This is a genomic window from Haloparvum alkalitolerans (assembly GCF_050122995.1).
GTDB classification, from domain to species: Archaea; Halobacteriota; Halobacteria; order Halobacteriales; family Haloferacaceae; genus Haloparvum; species Haloparvum alkalitolerans.
Genome location: NZ_JBNLIA010000003.1, coordinates 264,120 through 278,681, shown reverse-complemented (window position 1 = coordinate 278,681; position 14,562 = coordinate 264,120). Strand labels below are relative to the sequence as shown.

Below are 14,562 nucleotides of genomic sequence, written 5' to 3'. Positions count from 1 at the left end.
GGATCCGACACCGGGCCGGACCGAACGGCCCGAAACCGAACGATGGAAAGCGTTTTGCCGGGCGGCCGAGACTCCCTCGTGTATGCGGCACCCCGCGTTCTCAGCCCTGCTCGCGCTCGCCCTCCTCCTCGGCGCGGCGGTCGTTCCGGCGGCGGGGGTGGCGACCGGTGCCGTCGCTTCGAGTGACGGCGCCGCCACCTCCGGACCGACCGCTTCGACCGGGTCGGCCGCCACCGCGGTCCGCGCGCCCGCGCTCACTGACGGCGCCGCGCGCCCGGCCGTCGACTTCGAGTCGGCTCCGTCGACGGAGTTCCACGTCGTGTTACAGCCGGACCGCGACGCCGCGTGGACGGTCACCGTGACGTACCGGCTCCGCAACGCCAACGAGACGGAGACGTTCCGGCGCGTCGCCGAGCGCTTCCGCGAGGAGGAGGTCGGCCCCGGCGCGGACCTCTACCGGAACTACGCCGCCGGCGCGAGCGAGTACGCCGGCCGCGAGATGTCGATCACGAACGTGGAGCGCGCCGCCTCGGTCGACGAGGAGCCCGCCGTGGACGACGAGAGCGTCGTCGCCGTCGGCACGCTCGAACTGTCGTTCGTCTGGACCGCGTTCCTGGAGGCGAACGGCGACCAGCTGGTGATGGACGACGCGTTCCGGACCGCCGACGGCGAGTCGTGGCTCCGGTCGCTCGGCCCGAACCAGCGAATGGTCATCCGGACGCCGGAGGGGTACGCCGTCTCCTCGACGCCCGGCGTCTCCGTCGACTTCGAGGAGAACGCGGTCGTGATCGAGGGACCGCGGAGCTTCGGTTCCGAGGAGCGGATCGGCGTCGTCTACTCGTCGAACGTCGCGGACGCGCCGCCGTGGGGACTCCTCGCCGGCGCGGTCGTGCTGGCGGCCGCGATCATCAGCGGGGGGCTCTACGCCTATCGGCGCCGCGAGCCCGGGGCTGGCGCTGGCGACGGCACCGGTGAGGGACCGGCCGCCGAGTCAGGGGCCAGCGGTCCGTCGGCGGAGACGGAACGGTCGTCCGAGCCGCCGGAGCCGGCGGGCGGCGAGGAGGAGCCGGAGAAGCCGACCGAAGACCTCTCGCTGCTCTCTGATGAGGAGCGCGTCGAGCGCTTGCTGGACCGGAACGGCGGCCGGATGCGGCAGGCGGACGTGGTCGAGGAGACCGGCTGGTCGGACGCCAAGGTCTCACAGCTGCTCTCGGCGATGGCCGAGGAGGGACGCATCGAGAAGCTCCGGCTCGGCCGCGAGAACCTCATCTCGCTGCCCGAGAACGACCCGAGGGGCGAGGACGCGGACGACGAAGCCTGATCCCGGGCGCCCGCGGCCGCCGTGACGGGTGACCCCTCCGGTCGAATTCCGATCGCGTGCGGGCGTTCCGGGCCGCGCCGGCCGCTTCCGAAAGCTCTTACCTCGGGTGTCCAGTAGTGGTCGACCATGAAGGTTCTCGTGACCGTCAAGGAGGTCGCGGAGGTCGGCGACGACTTCGCGATCGAGGGGACCGGGATCGCCGAGAGCGACCTCGAGTACGACCTCAACGAGTGGGACGACTACGCGGTCGAGGCGGGCGTCCAGCTCGCGGAGGCCGACGTGGCCGACGAGGTGGTCGCCGTCACGATCGGACCGGAGCGGTCCGAGGAGACGATCCGGATGGCGCTCGCGAAGGGCGCCGACCGCGCCGTCCGCGTGTGGGACGACGCGCTGACCGAGGAGTTTCTCGACGTGGCCGGCAAGGTGAGCCTGCTCGAGGCGGTCGTCGCCGAGGAGGAGCCGGACCTCGTTCTGTCGGGCGTGCAGGCGGCCGACGACTCCTTCGGCGCCACCGGCGTCGCGCTCGCCGACCGGATCGGCTTCGAGCACGCCGCGGTCGTCAACGACCTCGAGGTGGACGCCGACGCCGGCGTCGCGAACGTCCACCGCGAGCTGGAGGGCGGCGTCGAGGAGCTGACCGAGGTCGACCTCCCCGCGGTGTTGACGGTCCAGACCGGGCTCAACGAGCCGCGCTACGCGAGCCTGCGCGGCATCCGGCAGGCGCAGCGCAAGGAGATCGCCGCGAAGGATCTCTCCGACCTCGGGCTCTCGTCCGAGGAGGTGGCGAGCGCGCTGACGCTGGCGGAGATGTACGAGCCCGAGAGCGAGTCCGACGCCGAGATGATCGAGGGCGACGCCGGGGAGGCGGCCGGGCGGCTCGCCGAGGTCCTCCGCGAGAAGGGGGTGGGCGCATGAACGCCGACGGCCTGGCGACGGACGGCGGCGCGGGCGGCGACGTGCTCGCGGTCGTCGACCACCGGCGCGGCGACCTCCGCGACGTCTCCTTCGAGCTGATCACCGCCGGGAGCGAACTGGCCGAGGCGCTCGGCGGCGAACTCCACCTCGCGGTCGTTTCCGGCGACGTGGAGCGGTTCGCCGAGGAGCTCGACCGTCCCGGCGTGGCGACGATCCACACCGTACGGAACGGCGAGGAGTTCGACCACGGCGTCTACCAGCAGGCACTCGAGGCGCTCGAGGCGGAACTCTCCCCGACCGCGGTCGTGATGCCCAACTCCGTCAACGGGCTCGACTACGCGCCCGCGGTCGCCGAGTCGCTCGACCTGCCGCTCGTCACTGACGCGGTCGACTTCGCGTACGACGGCGGGCTCTCGGTCACGCGCGAGATGTACGGCTCGAAGGTCGAGACGACCGTCGACGTGGCGGGCGACCGCTTCGCGCTCACGGTTCGCGGCGGGGAGTGGCCGGCCGCGGAGGGGACCGGCGACGCCGCGGTCGAGCCGTTCGACCTCGAGATCGACGAGGCGGCGCTCGGCGCCCGCGTGCAGGGCTTCGAGGAGGTCGGCGGCGGCGACGTGGACATCAGCGAGGCGGAGGTGCTCGTCTCCGTCGGCCGCGGCATCGAGGAGGAGGAGAACCTCGACCTCGTGCGCGACCTCGCGGACGCGCTCGGCGCGACCCTCTCCTCCTCGCGACCGATCGTCGACAACGGCTGGCTGCCGAAGAACCGGCAGGTCGGCCAGTCGGGCAAGGTCGTCACGCCGAAGGTGTACATCGCGGTCGGCATCTCCGGGGCCGTCCAGCACGTCGCGGGCATGAAGGGCTCCGAGACCATCGTCGCGATCAACACCGACCCCAACGCGCCCATCTTCGACATCGCGGACTACGGCATCGTCGGCGACCTCTTCGACGTGGTGCCGGAGCTCATCGAGGAGTTCGAGGGGTAGTCCGGCCGGGCGGCCGGAGTTCTGGCGGGCCGTTCGTGACCGGGCAGTCTCCCGGCATCCTTTTGACAGTCGGTCGGGTACGCGGGTCCATGAACGTCGTCACGCTCGGGCCGGCCGGCACCTACTCGCACCGCGCCGCCCGCGCCGTCGCCGACGAGGTGTCGTTCCGCGAGTCGGTCACCGCCATCGTCGCCGCCGTCGACGAGGGCGAGTTCGACCGCGGCGTGGTCCCCATCGAGAACAGCATCGAGGGCTCGGTCACGGAGAGCCTCGACGCGCTGGCCGACCGCGAGGTCGCGGTCGTCCAGGAGGTCGTCACGCCCATCCGACACGCCCTGCTGGCGCAGGCGGAGGAGTTCGACGTGGTGGCGAGCCACGCGCAGGCGCTCGCGCAGTGCCGGAGCTATCTGGAGGCGAACTACCCCGACGTGACACAGGAGGCGGTCGCCTCGACCGCCCGGGGCGTCGAGCGCGCCCGCGAGGACTCCCGCGTCGCCGGCATCGGCCACCCCGACAACGCGGCCGGCGGCGAGGGCGAACCGGACCTCCGGGTGCTCGCGGAGGACATCCAGGACCGCTCCTCGAACGCGACGCGGTTCCTCGTGGTCGCCCCGGAGGCGGCGCGCTCGGACGCCGGCGGCAAGACCACCATCGTCGTCTACCCGAACGCCAACTACCCCGGCCTGCTGTTGGAGATGCTGGAGGCGTTCGCGGACCGGGACGTGAACCTCTCGCGGATCGAGTCGCGCCCGAGCGGCGACCGACTCGGCGACTACCTGTTCCACTTCGACGTGGAGGCGGGCCTCTACGAGTCGCGCACGCAGGAGGCGGTCGCGGCGCTCCGCGAGCTCGTGGCCGCGGACGGGTGGGTGCGCGTGCTCGGTTCCTACGACACTCAACACGTCGTCTGATCGTCCGCCCCGTCCGCGAGGGCGCGAGGGGGCCGGTTCGACACGCGCCACGCAAGGGAAGCCGGCGAACCGGCGACAATGTTCAAGAGCCTCGCCGCCGATCCTTCGACCGTATGACGCGACGTGACCCCTTCCGCGACATCGAGGAGCTGTTCGACCGGATGAGCCGCGAGTTCGAGGAGTTCGGCAGCGGCATCGAGTCGCGCGTCGGCGAGGGCATCTCCGTCGACGTGGCGGAGGACGACGAGACGGTCACGGTGACCGCGGACCTGCCCGGCTACGACCGCGACGACGTGGAGGTCACGGTACAGGACCGAACGCTCACTATCGCGGCCGAACACGCCGAGACCGACGAGGCGGACGACGAGGACACCCAGTACCACCGCCGCGAGCGCCGCCGCCGCTCCGTCTCCCGCCGGCTCCGGCTCCCGACCGAGGTCCGCGAGGACGAGGCGTCCGCGACGTACCAGCACGGCGTCCTCACCGTCGAGCTACCCAAGGCCACCGGGGATGCGGGCGGTCACAGCATCGACATCGACTGACGTGCGTCACCGTCTCGACCGGTGGCTCACCGACCGCTTTCGCGACCAATTCTCTCGTCCGTTGTCGGGCTCTCCCCAAATCTGTCCTTTCTGAGGAAACAGTTAATACCTCACGGCGCTTTCCGGTGGATGGTGAATAGACAGATGAATCGACGAACCCCCTTCGAGGAGATGGAGCGCCTGTTCGACCGCATGACCCGGTTCGAGGACCGGACCTGGGGCGACCGGGGCTGGAGCGGCGACAGCGGACGCGGCGGGGTCGACGTGGCCGACTACGACGACGAGCTCGTCGTGATGGCCGACCTGCCCGGGTTCGATCGCGCGGACATCGACGTGTCCGTCCACGACGGGCACCTGACGATCCGCGCCGAGCGCGAGCACGCGAGCGACGGCGACGACGGCCGGTACCTGCGCCGCGAACGGCGCAGCGAGTCGGTCAGCCGGCGGGTCGACCTGCCGGCGGCCGTCCGCGACGAGGAGGCGACCGCGACCTACACGAACGGCGTGTTGACCGTGACGCTCCCCAAGGACGCCCCCGAGGACGACGAGGGGCACCGGATCGACATCGACTGAGACGTTTTCGCCCGACGGAACCGCGGCACTGAACCGCCCGCGCCGAACCGCTCGGCACCGCCTCCGCGTCCCCGGCAGTCGTTCGCGGCGACACAACCGTTTTGAGGCTGAGCCGACTCCCTACGTCCATGACGCGGCTCCGCTTCGCCCTGCTCAACGCGGCCCACGAGGGCGAGAACACCAGACGCAACTTCCGCCGAGAGATCGACGCCGACCTCGTCGAGTTCGACGCCAGCGACGGCGACCTCCCGAGTCACTACGACTTCGACGCGCTCGTGATCACCGGCTCGCGCTCGTCGGTCTACTGGGACGAGGCGTGGATCCCGGACCTGATCGACTACGTCGCCGAGGCGACCGACCGCGGCGTCCCCGCGCTCGGCGTCTGTTACGGCCATCAGGTGCTCGCGGAGGCGCTGGGCGGCCGCGTCGCCGGCATGGACGACTTCGAGCTCGGATACGCGGAGGTCACCCACCACGGCGACGAGATCTTCGACGGCGTCGACGAGGCGTTCACGGTCTTCGCCTCCCACGGCGACGCCGTCGTGGAGCTCCCCCCGGAGGCCGAACTCCTCGCGGAGAACGAGTACGGCGTCCACGCGTTCCGCGCGGGACACAACTGGGGCCTGCAGTTCCACCCCGAGTACGACATCGAGACCGCCCGCGAGGTGGCCGACGGGAAGCGCGAGCGGCTCGGGGACGCCCGCGTCGACGACGTGCTGGCGTCCATCTCGGCCGAGAAGCACGACGCCGCCTGCGAGGCGAAGCAGGTGTTCGACAACTTCGTCGCGCACGTCCGCGACCTGCAGGCGGAGCGGACCGCGGCGGCCGCGGACGACTGACGACCACAACGACTGACGATCGCGACGACTGCCGACCGCCGACGGCCTCGGACGGTCGAGCCGGCGGAGCGGCGGACCGACGCGACGTTGCGAACACCTTTTGTGGGAACCACCCCCACGAACGATCATGCTCGACTACGTGGGTCTGGAGGCGGACCTCGGCGAGGAGGAGCGGCTGATCCGCGACACGGCGCGGGAGTTCGTCGAGGAGCGCGTCCGGCCCGACATCGGCGACCACTTCGAGGCGGGGACGTTCCCGACGGAGATAATCCCCGAGATGGGCGAGATGGGCTTTTACGCGCCGAACCTCGACGGCTACGGCCTGCCGAACGTCTCCGAGACCGCCTACGGCCTGCTGATGCAGGAACTGGAGGCGTGCGACTCCGGCCTGCGCTCGATGGCGAGCGTCCAGGGCGCGCTGGTGATGTACCCCATCCACGCGTTCGGCAGCGAGGCGCAAAAGGAGGAGTGGCTGCCGGCGCTCGGCCGCGGCGAGGCGGTCGGCTGTTTCGGGCTGACCGAACCGGAGCACGGCTCGAACCCCTCGGCGATGGAGACCCACGCCGAGAGGGACGGCGACGAGTACGTGCTGAACGGCTCGAAGACCTGGATCACGAACTCCCCCATCGCGGACGTGGCGGTCGTCTGGGCGAAGGACCGCTCGGCCGCGGACGGCGCGAGCGACGACGGCACCGTCCGCGGGTTCCTCGTGGAGACGGACCGCGACGGCGTGACGACTTCGGAGATCCACGACAAGCTCTCGCTGCGGGCGTCGATCACCGGCGAGATAAGCCTCCAGAACGTCCGCGTCCCCGAGGAGAACGTCCTCCCGGGCGTGGAGGGGATGAAGGGGCCGCTGTCGTGTCTGACGCAGGCGCGGTTCGGCATCGCGTGGGGCGCGGTCGGCGCGGCCCGCGACTGCTTCGAGACGGCCCGCGCGTACGCCACCGACCGCGAGCAGTTCGGCGGTCCGATCGCGCGGTTCCAGCTCCAGCAGGAGAAGCTCGCGGAGATGGCGACCGAGATCACGACCGCGCAACTGCTCGCCCACCGCCTCGCGGCCCTGAAGGAGCGGGGCGAGCTCCGGCCACAGCACGTCTCGATGGCCAAGCGGAACAACGTGCGGACTGCCCGCGACCAGTCGCGGATCGCCCGCGAGATGCTCGGCGGCAACGGGATCACCACGGACTACCCCCCGATGCGCCACATGGCGAACATGGAAACCGTCTACACCTACGAAGGGACACACGACATCCACACGCTGATCCTCGGCGAGGACCTGACGGGCATCCCCGCGTTCGAGTAGCCAGCGTTCGTGACGTGTGACAACAACGGGCATAGATTTATATGCTGGGTCGCGTACCCTCATCCGTGACCCCACCAGCGCACGACGATCCGACCGCTCCCGATCTCGGCCGCGAGGAGGCGTGGGTCGCCCACGTCGCCCTCCTGGCCGCGACGGAGGAGGCGGTCGAAGCGGGGGCGGAATCGCCACCCGAACTCGACGCGCTCGCCACGCTCGAGGGCGACGGGCTGTTCGACGGCGACGAGCTGCGGCTCCTCCGTGACGCGCTGGTGACGTATCTGGGCGACGCGCCGCTGCGCGACCGGGCGCCCGGCCGCGCCGCGCTCAGAAGCGTCAACGCCGCGATCCGCGGCCGGCCGCCGAGCGCGTAGCTCGGCCGGTCGACCGCGTCGCCTCTACTGTGGGCACTCCGCCGAGGCGTACCGTCCCCAGATGGCGCGGCGGTCGGCGACCCAGCGGTACCCCTTCTCGCGGATCGCCTCCCATCGGGGGAGCTTCCGCGCGAGGCCGACGACGGTTCGCGGCACCGGCCCGCAGCGTTCCGCCGCCTGGGCCAGCGCCTCGCCGCAGGAGTAGGCGGCGTCGTCGGTCAGCAGGTGCATGCAGTTCTCGTAGTCGTCCGGCAGGCGGGCCTGCTGGTCCGGGGAGAGCTCCGAGAAGCCCACCGGTTCGAACTCGCCGAACCGCAGCGCCCAGCGCACACACCACATGCAGAAGCCGCAGTCGTCGTCGTAGACGAGCCGTGGAGTGGCCATACCCGGCGTTGGACCGCGGCGGGTTTGGGTCTTGCTGCCGCGGCCCCCTTTCGACCGCCCGCGCGGGACCCGGACGGCCGCCACCGGTTTCCGGCTCTCGCCCGTGCCCCCGGGCATGACCGGTCCGATCTTCCTGCGTGGCGACCGCGTCGACCTCCACGTCGCGACCGCGGACGACCGCGCGTTCCTCGCGCGCGGCCACAACCACCCCGCGGTCCGCCGCTGGATGTCCAGCGTGCGGCCGAACGCGCCGGCGACGCCGGAGGGCGACGTGGTGGCCGAGCGCTACCTCGGGGACGACCGCGACGCCGATCTGGTGGTCCGGGCCGACGGGGAGCGCGTCGGGTTCGCCTCGCTGCTCGACGTGGCGCCCGACGCCGGCCGCGCGGAGGTCGCCGCGTGGTTCCCCCCGGAGCGGCAGGGACAGGGGTACGGCACCGAGGCGGTCGAACTGTTGCTCGCGTACGCCTTCGAGGAGCGTCGCCTCCACCGGGTGTACGCCGGCGCCCGCGCCGACAACGAACCCTCGCGCCGGATCGTGGAGACCGCGGGGTTCACCGAGGAGGGGCGCCAGCGCGACCACTACTACGTCGACGGCGAGCACGTCGATCGCGTGTTCTACGGCCTGTTGCGCGAGGAGTGGGAGGGCGGGGAGTGAGAACCGCGACGCGGGCGGCGACGCGACCTCACTCGGCGGCACCGTCCGCGTCGTCGCGCGCGGTGCCGTCGCCGGTATCGGCGTCGTCGCGCGCACTCCGCCGAACGCGAACGGTGCGGATCCGGTTGCGCTCGACCGCTTCCACCGTCAGCGAGGCGCCGGCTTCGGGGAGGTCGACGCGGTCGCCCGCCTCGCCGAGCCGACCGAGTTCGGCGTTTATCAGCCCCGCGACCGTCTCGTAGGTCGGTCCGCGGGGGAGCGCGGTACCGAGCACGTCGTTCACCTCGCCGACGGTCACCTCCCCTTTCACGAGCAGGCCGTCGTCGGTGTGGTCGAGGAGGCGCTCCTCGCCGACCTCGAAGACGTCGCCGACGATCTCCTCGACGATGTCCTCGACGGTGACGATCCCCTCGACCTCGCCGTACTCGTCGACGACGGTGACAAGCGAGAGCCGCTCCGCCTGCATCTCCGCGAGCAGCGCGTCCACGCGCCGGGAGTCAGGGACGGCGAGCGTCTGCTGGAGCACGTCCTCGAGCGACAGCCCCTCCCGCAGTGCGCGCTCGGCGTCGCGGATGTCGACGACGCCGACCGTGTCGTCGAGGTCGCCGCGATGGACGGGCACGCGGGAGACGCGCGCCTCGGCGCAGACGCCGACGATCTCCGCGAGGGGCGTCTCCGCGTCGACCGCGACGACGTCCTGCCGCGGGACCATCACCTCGCGGACGGTCGTCTCGCCGAGGCCGAAGATCCCCTCGACCATCTCCCGCTCGCGCCGGTCGATGGCGCCGACGCGCTCGCCGGTCGCGACGAGTCGGGTCAGCTCCGCGCGCGTGAGTTCGGGAGCGTCCGCGGGGTCGGAGCCTGCGAGTCGATTGATCACGTCCACGACCGTCTCGAAGACGACCACGAGGGGGTACAGCAGGTACTGGAGCGCGACGATCGGCCGGGCGACGCGCAGCGCCAGCCGGTCGGCGTTCGCCACGCCGTAGGACTTGGGGGCGATCTCGCCGAAGACGAGGATGAGGACGGACATCACCGCGGTGGCGATGGTGACGCCCGCTCCCGGCCCGTAGACGACCGCGAGCGTCGCGGTCGCGAGGCTCGCCATCGAGATGTTGACGAGGTTGTTCCCGACGAGGATCGTCACCAGCAGGCGGTGGGGGTCCGAGCGCAGTCGCGCCAGCGCGGCCGCACGCGGGTCGTCGTCCGACGCGCCGGCGGTTCGGTGTCTCTCCAGCGAGAAGATCGCGATCTCGCTGGCGGAGAAGAAGGCGCTCAGACAGAGCAGCCCCGCGATGACCGCGCCCGCGACCGCGAGCGATTCCGTGACCATGGCCCCGCTTTCGCGGGCGGCCGGTTATAGCTGCGGGGCGGCGGGGCGGCCGGTCATCGCTGCGGGGCGGCGGAGTGGCCGGTCATCGCTGCGGGGCGGCGGAGTGGCCGGTCATCGCTGCGTGGCGCGGGACCCCACAGCCGGGCGTCGAACGAAGCCCCCTACCACGCGGACCACGCGGTCGACGTCTCGTCGCGCACGTACAGCCGCTTCACGTCCTTCGCGTACGCCATGTCGCCCTCGTGGTCGAGCTTGTCGAAGCGGTACTTGGGCGCGTTCTCGCGGATCTGGACCCCCTCGACCGTGAACTTCCGGTCGCCGAACTCCGCGACCTCGCCGACGGTGAACTCGTAGTCGCCGGGGACGCTGATCGAGAACGACTCCGTGTGGTCGCGGTTGCCGTCGTTCGGGTGCATCGACACCTTCACCGTCACGTTGTCGACCGCGCGCGTCCACAGCGTCTCGATCTCCTCGACGTCGGCCTCCTCGACGCGCGTCTCGGGCGCGGTCTCGATGCCGGTGACCCGCACCTGCATCAGCGCGTCCGGCGAGTCGACGACGAACTCCTCGCCCTCCTCGGCGTAGGTGTCCGCCGGGACCTCCATCCGGGTGGTGAACGACTCGCCGTCCTGCGAGACGACGACCTTCAGCTCCGCGGTCTCCTCCTCGGGGATCTCGGCCTTGTGCGTGTGGCCGCACTCCGTGCAGCGGACGGTCGCCTGCCCGCCGGGCTTCAGCACCTCGTGGACCGTCTCGGCGCCGTCCGAACAGGAGGGACAGGCGAGACCGACACGGTCGCCGGATTCGTGATCGCTCATTGGCGGGCGTAGCCGACGCGGGCGTAAAAAGCCGCGTTTGTCCATCTGCGTGCGGTACGGAGTGGCTTGCGAGGTGGATCGGTGAATGGATGGATCCGAGTGAACGCAATTCGGTGAATGTTCGCGGGACGCCGGGTTTTGCGTGATCGAGCGTCCTGCTGTCCTTGCCGCCCACACCCAGAAATCCCTCGCCGCTCGCTCTACGCTTTTTCTGTATCAGTCGAGCGTTCTGCTGCGCTTGCCGCCAACACCCAGAAAGCCCTCGACCGCTCGCGGGCGCTCAGCGACATATCGGCGCCTCTCCGCCACGCCCGGCGCCGATAGGGGTCGTCTGAGCGCCCGCGACCGGCCTCGCCCTTTCAGTCCGCCAGGGCCGGTTCGTGGAGTTGGTCATCGAAGCCGGTTGCTCGGTGAGTCGCTACCTCGGCTGTCGAGGCAAGTGTGGCCTCACGCCTCCCCGGCCTCAGCCGCCCGCGGCCGCGGTGCTCCGGCCGCGGTCGGGTTCCACCGGAAATCGAAGATTTCCGAGCAGCCTGCATGCGGTAGCGCGCTGGCGACCTCGCGCGCGTCGGAGTCGCGCACGCCGGACGTTGGACAGCCGGCGAGGCGCCGCGCCGGGGCCAGACCGATCAGACTGCACTCACGGCGGGAGTTCTGCGGGCTCCGAGAAAAACGTTCGTCTGGCCGCGGTGCGGCTGCGGTGCTGTGCGGTCGGCGCGCGCCGCGGCGACCGCAACGCGTGTCGCCGCGACCGCGCGAGGGAGGCGGCGGCGCGGCCGCCTTGCGGTGTCTCCAGCGCGCTACTGCACGCTGGAGGCCAGCGGGACGCGGTTTGTCCCGCGCTGCGGTTTCGCGGCCGCGCCGCCGCCGAGGCTGGGGAGGTGCGAGGCTGCGGGGCGGTGGCGGTGCGGAGCGGTCGCGGTGGGTGGGACTGAAAGGGGCAGTCGGCTCGATCCGGCCCCGACGCCTCAAGCACCGCAGCGCGCGGTGTCTCCAGCGCGCCACTGCACGCTGGAGAGCGGCGAGATGCAGTTTGTCTCGCCAGCCTGAGAGCGAGGAGCGCAGAGCGTGTCGCGGCCGGTCGAGCCGGCTGGGGCTTTCTGGGTGTTGCTGTCCAGATCAGCAGGATCGGAACTAGATCCAGATCAGTAGCGAGGGCCGGCTGGAGCTTTCTGGGTGTTGCTGTCCAGATCAGCAGGATCTGCAACAGACACGGAAATATCGTACAAAGAGCCGACGGAAAATCCCCGACCGGTCCGGTCCCAAACGGCGTCTCCTTATCAGGGCGAGGGAAGCTCGACCGGCTCGCCGTCCGCGTAGACGGTCGGCTCGCGGAGGATGCCGTCGAGGTGGAGCGGCGCGTCGGTGTCGCCGCCGATGCCGGCGTCGTCGCCGATGGCGATGTGGACCGTGCCCGCGGCCTTCTCGTCGAGCAGCACGGAGCCGACGAGGTCGGTGACGCCGACGTTCGTGCCGATGCCGAGTTCCGCGAGGTTGTACGCGTCGCGGCCGACCGCCTCCGCGCCGGCCTCGACCTGCTCGCGCACGTCGTCGTCCGAGATGTCGGTGACGTAGCCGTCCTCGACCGCGAAGGTGAGCTCTTCCCCCTCCGCGAGCAGCCCGTGGGGCATCATCGTCCCGTCGACGACGTAGGTGCCGTTCGCAGTCTCCGGCGAGACGAACACCTCGCCGGCGGGGAGGTTCGAGAAGTCGCCGGGGTCGTGGACCATCCCGGTGTCCGCGAGCCACTCGCGGTCGCCCGGCTCGAAGGTGACGTCCGTGCCCGCGGGCGTGGTGACGCGGACCGCCTCGGCGTCCGCGACCTGATCGAGCACGTCGTCGCAGTGCGCGGCGATGGCGGCGTAGTCGGCGTCCAGCCCCGTCAGGAACACCTCCTCGGTGATCCCCGGGAGCGTGGCGCCGCGGGCGCCCGCCGCGCAGGCGTCGCCGCGGGCGCGGGTGTGGCTCAGGCTCTTCGTCGTCGGCGCGAGGAAGACGTCCGCGGCCGCCATCGCCGCCGCGACCGGTTCCGGCGGCTCCGCGCCGTGCTGTTCGCCCGGCGGATAGCGGACGATGGAGGCGTCGTCGGTCACCGCGCTCGCGGCCTCGTAGAGCGCCTCGCCGATGGCGCGGCGCTTCTCGTCGGTGACGACCACGGCCGACTCCTCGGCACCGAGGTCCAGACACTGCTCGATGGCGGTGCGGGCCGCCGCCGCGATTGCCTCGTCGGTCATGGACCCGAGTTCGGCCGACCGGGCGTTAGGCCTTGCCATCGCGGCCGTCCGATCCGTTCCTCCGGCCCTCCTCCGGGCACCCTGGTTGGCTGCCCCACGAACCGTCGCTCCGATCGTGAACCCCCTGCGGGGCGTTCCACCGCCGAGATTACTCCGTTTCGAAACGGAGTTACACGCTCTCGTCACGCGAATTAACTCACCAGTTACTCGTGGCGTAGTTAATTTCTTTTTGAGCCCTTCGAAACGATTATACCCGCACACGAGGAGACTCGGGTATGATACGCGTCGGCGTCAACGGGTACGGCACCATCGGGAAGCGCGTCGCGGACGCGGTCGCGGCCCAGCCCGACATGGAACTGGTCGGCGTCGCCAAGACGAGCCCCAACTACGAGGCGGAGGCGGCCGTCCGCCGCGGCTACGACCTCTACGCCGCGGTCCCCGACCGCGCGGACGCCTTCGCGGCCGCGGGCGTGGACCTCGCCGGTGGGGTGGCCGACCTCGTGGACGCCAGCGACGTGGTCGTGGACTGCTGTCCGGCCGGCATCGGCGCGGAGAACCGGGAGCTCTACGAGGCCCGCGACACGCCCGCGGTGTTCCAGGGCGGTGAGGACGCGGACGTGGCCGAGGTCTCGTTCAACTCCCGGGCGAACTTCGAGGACGCTCGCGACGCCGACTACGTCCGCGTCGTCTCCTGTAACACGACCGGGCTCTCGCGGCTCCTCGCGCCCCTCGAGGAGCGGTTCGGGGTCGAGAAGGCGCGGGTCACGCTCGTCCGGCGCGGCGGCGACCCGGGCGAGACCTCGCGCGGCCCGATCAACGACGTGGTCCCGGACCCGGTGGGGATCCCCTCCCACCACGGTCCCGACGTGTCGACGGTGCTGCCCGACCTCACCGTCGACACGGCCGCGCTGAAGGCGCCGACGACCCAGATGCACACCCACAGCGTCAACGTCACGCTCGAGGATGCGCCCGACCCCGAGGCCGTCCGCGAGCTGCTGGCCGAGGAGTCCCGCGTGTTCGTCATCCCCGAGACGGCCGCCATCGACGGCGCCGGACGGCTGAAGGACTACGCGCTGGACGCCGGGCGCCCGCGCGGCGACCTCTGGGAGAACTGCGTCTGGGGCGAGTCGATAAACGTGGCGGGACGGGACCTGTACCTGTTCCAGAACGTCCACCAGGAGGCCGACGTGGTGCCGGAGAACGTCGACGCCGTCCGCGCGATGGCGACCGACGTCGACGCCGCGGAGTCGACCGCGCGGACGGACGAGACGCTCGGAGTGGGGCTCGAAAGCGTTTTTAGCGACGGTCGGATCGACGGCGAGCGAGAGCCGGTCCCCGCCGACGACTGACGAGGGGTCGTCACGACCC

15 protein-coding genes are annotated in these 14,562 nt (G+C 71.2%); 11 read left to right on the top strand and 4 right to left on the bottom strand.

All coding sequences use genetic code 11. The annotated features are described in order from the left end of the window. The first annotated feature begins 82 nt into the window (after nt 1-82). From ACQE3L_RS04960 to ACQE3L_RS04920, 9 genes are all read left to right on the top strand, one after another. Complete coding sequence (locus ACQE3L_RS04960; protein WP_426962671.1) at nt 83-1,321, top strand: helix-turn-helix transcriptional regulator; 1,239 nt, start codon at nt 83-85, stop codon at nt 1,319-1,321. 126 nt (nt 1,322-1,447) lie between these two features. Beyond that, nucleotides 1,448-2,236 carry an electron transfer flavoprotein subunit beta/FixA family protein gene (locus tag ACQE3L_RS04955; protein WP_426962670.1) on the top strand — a complete coding sequence of 263 codons (789 nt, stop codon included), beginning with the start codon at nt 1,448-1,450 and terminating at the stop codon, nt 2,234-2,236. Further along, complete coding sequence (locus ACQE3L_RS04950) at nt 2,233-3,225, top strand: electron transfer flavoprotein subunit alpha/FixB family protein (protein WP_426962669.1); 993 nt, start codon at nt 2,233-2,235, stop codon at nt 3,223-3,225. Before ACQE3L_RS04955 ends, ACQE3L_RS04950 begins: the two co-directional genes overlap by 4 nt. Nucleotides 3,226-3,314: 89 nt before the next feature. Continuing rightward, on the top strand, nt 3,315-4,136 hold the full coding sequence (gene pheA / locus ACQE3L_RS04945) for a prephenate dehydratase (protein ID WP_426962668.1): 822 nt from the start codon (nt 3,315-3,317) through the stop codon (nt 4,134-4,136). A gap of 113 nt (nt 4,137-4,249) precedes the next feature. Further along, nucleotides 4,250-4,678, top strand: coding sequence for an archaeal heat shock protein Hsp14 (hsp14, locus tag ACQE3L_RS04940; RefSeq protein ID WP_426962667.1), 429 nt, complete (start codon nt 4,250-4,252; stop codon nt 4,676-4,678). A 144-nt stretch (nt 4,679-4,822) separates the two neighbouring features. Then, the gene (hsp14, locus tag ACQE3L_RS04935) at nt 4,823-5,251 is read left to right on the top strand and encodes an archaeal heat shock protein Hsp14 (RefSeq protein ID WP_426962666.1); all 429 of its coding nucleotides are present in this window, start codon (nt 4,823-4,825) and stop codon (nt 5,249-5,251) included. Between the two features lie 128 nt (nt 5,252-5,379). Further along, the gene (locus ACQE3L_RS04930; protein WP_426962664.1) at nt 5,380-6,090 is read left to right on the top strand and encodes a type 1 glutamine amidotransferase; all 711 of its coding nucleotides are present in this window, start codon (nt 5,380-5,382) and stop codon (nt 6,088-6,090) included. 127 nt (nt 6,091-6,217) lie between these two features. After that, nucleotides 6,218-7,396, top strand: coding sequence for an acyl-CoA dehydrogenase family protein (locus ACQE3L_RS04925; protein WP_426962663.1), 1,179 nt, complete (start codon nt 6,218-6,220; stop codon nt 7,394-7,396). A 65-nt stretch (nt 7,397-7,461) separates the two neighbouring features. Next, nucleotides 7,462-7,767, top strand: coding sequence for a DUF7853 family protein (locus ACQE3L_RS04920; RefSeq protein WP_058367372.1), 306 nt, complete (start codon nt 7,462-7,464; stop codon nt 7,765-7,767). 24 nt (nt 7,768-7,791) lie between these two features. On the opposite strand, the gene ACQE3L_RS04915 is transcribed toward ACQE3L_RS04920, so the two are convergent. Then, nucleotides 7,792-8,151, bottom strand: a complete 360-nt coding sequence (locus ACQE3L_RS04915) for a thiol-disulfide oxidoreductase DCC family protein (protein WP_426962662.1) — start codon at nt 8,149-8,151, stop codon at nt 7,792-7,794. A 115-nt stretch (nt 8,152-8,266) separates the two neighbouring features. On the opposite strand from ACQE3L_RS04915, the gene ACQE3L_RS04910 reads away from it, so the two are divergent. Continuing rightward, on the top strand, nt 8,267-8,809 hold the full coding sequence (locus ACQE3L_RS04910; protein WP_426962661.1) for a GNAT family N-acetyltransferase: 543 nt from the start codon (nt 8,267-8,269) through the stop codon (nt 8,807-8,809). A 28-nt stretch (nt 8,810-8,837) separates the two neighbouring features. On the opposite strand, the gene ACQE3L_RS04905 is transcribed toward ACQE3L_RS04910, so the two are convergent. From ACQE3L_RS04905 to ACQE3L_RS04895, 3 genes are all read right to left on the bottom strand, one after another. Next, nucleotides 8,838-10,142, bottom strand: coding sequence for a hemolysin family protein (locus ACQE3L_RS04905; protein WP_426962660.1), 1,305 nt, complete (start codon nt 10,140-10,142; stop codon nt 8,838-8,840). A 161-nt stretch (nt 10,143-10,303) separates the two neighbouring features. Continuing rightward, the gene (locus ACQE3L_RS04900; protein ID WP_426962659.1) at nt 10,304-10,960 is read right to left on the bottom strand and encodes an HVO_0476 family zinc finger protein; all 657 of its coding nucleotides are present in this window, start codon (nt 10,958-10,960) and stop codon (nt 10,304-10,306) included. 1,280 nt (nt 10,961-12,240) lie between these two features. Next, entirely contained in the window at nt 12,241-13,194 is a 954-nt protein-coding gene (locus tag ACQE3L_RS04895) for an aminopeptidase (RefSeq protein ID WP_426962658.1), read from the bottom strand. 275 nt (nt 13,195-13,469) lie between these two features. Between ACQE3L_RS04895 and ACQE3L_RS04890 the strand changes: the two genes are divergently transcribed. Continuing rightward, on the top strand, nt 13,470-14,543 hold the full coding sequence (locus tag ACQE3L_RS04890; protein WP_426962657.1) for a type II glyceraldehyde-3-phosphate dehydrogenase: 1,074 nt from the start codon (nt 13,470-13,472) through the stop codon (nt 14,541-14,543). The last annotated feature ends 19 nt before the right edge of the window (nt 14,544-14,562 follow it).

What these genes read in the sequence shown, in the direction of transcription:
- ACQE3L_RS04890 (WP_426962657.1), top strand. Translation starts at nt 13,470, where the DNA reads ATGATACGCGTCGGCGTCAACGGGTACGGCACCATCGGGAAGCGCGTC.
- ACQE3L_RS04960 (WP_426962671.1), top strand. Translation starts at nt 83, where the DNA reads ATGCGGCACCCCGCGTTCTCAGCCCTGCTCGCGCTCGCCCTCCTCCTC.
- pheA (WP_426962668.1), top strand. Translation starts at nt 3,315, where the DNA reads ATGAACGTCGTCACGCTCGGGCCGGCCGGCACCTACTCGCACCGCGCC.
- ACQE3L_RS04930 (WP_426962664.1), top strand. Translation starts at nt 5,380, where the DNA reads ATGACGCGGCTCCGCTTCGCCCTGCTCAACGCGGCCCACGAGGGCGAG.
- ACQE3L_RS04895 (WP_426962658.1), bottom strand. Translation starts at nt 13,194, where the DNA reads ATGACCGACGAGGCAATCGCGGCGGCGGCCCGCACCGCCATCGAGCAG.
- ACQE3L_RS04950 (WP_426962669.1), top strand. Translation starts at nt 2,233, where the DNA reads ATGAACGCCGACGGCCTGGCGACGGACGGCGGCGCGGGCGGCGACGTG.
- ACQE3L_RS04955 (WP_426962670.1), top strand. Translation starts at nt 1,448, where the DNA reads ATGAAGGTTCTCGTGACCGTCAAGGAGGTCGCGGAGGTCGGCGACGAC.
- ACQE3L_RS04910 (WP_426962661.1), top strand. Translation starts at nt 8,267, where the DNA reads ATGACCGGTCCGATCTTCCTGCGTGGCGACCGCGTCGACCTCCACGTC.
- hsp14 (WP_426962667.1), top strand. Translation starts at nt 4,250, where the DNA reads ATGACGCGACGTGACCCCTTCCGCGACATCGAGGAGCTGTTCGACCGG.
- ACQE3L_RS04925 (WP_426962663.1), top strand. Translation starts at nt 6,218, where the DNA reads ATGCTCGACTACGTGGGTCTGGAGGCGGACCTCGGCGAGGAGGAGCGG.
- ACQE3L_RS04915 (WP_426962662.1), bottom strand. Translation starts at nt 8,151, where the DNA reads ATGGCCACTCCACGGCTCGTCTACGACGACGACTGCGGCTTCTGCATG.
- hsp14 (WP_426962666.1), top strand. Translation starts at nt 4,823, where the DNA reads ATGAATCGACGAACCCCCTTCGAGGAGATGGAGCGCCTGTTCGACCGC.
- ACQE3L_RS04905 (WP_426962660.1), bottom strand. Translation starts at nt 10,142, where the DNA reads ATGGTCACGGAATCGCTCGCGGTCGCGGGCGCGGTCATCGCGGGGCTG.
- ACQE3L_RS04900 (WP_426962659.1), bottom strand. Translation starts at nt 10,960, where the DNA reads ATGAGCGATCACGAATCCGGCGACCGTGTCGGTCTCGCCTGTCCCTCC.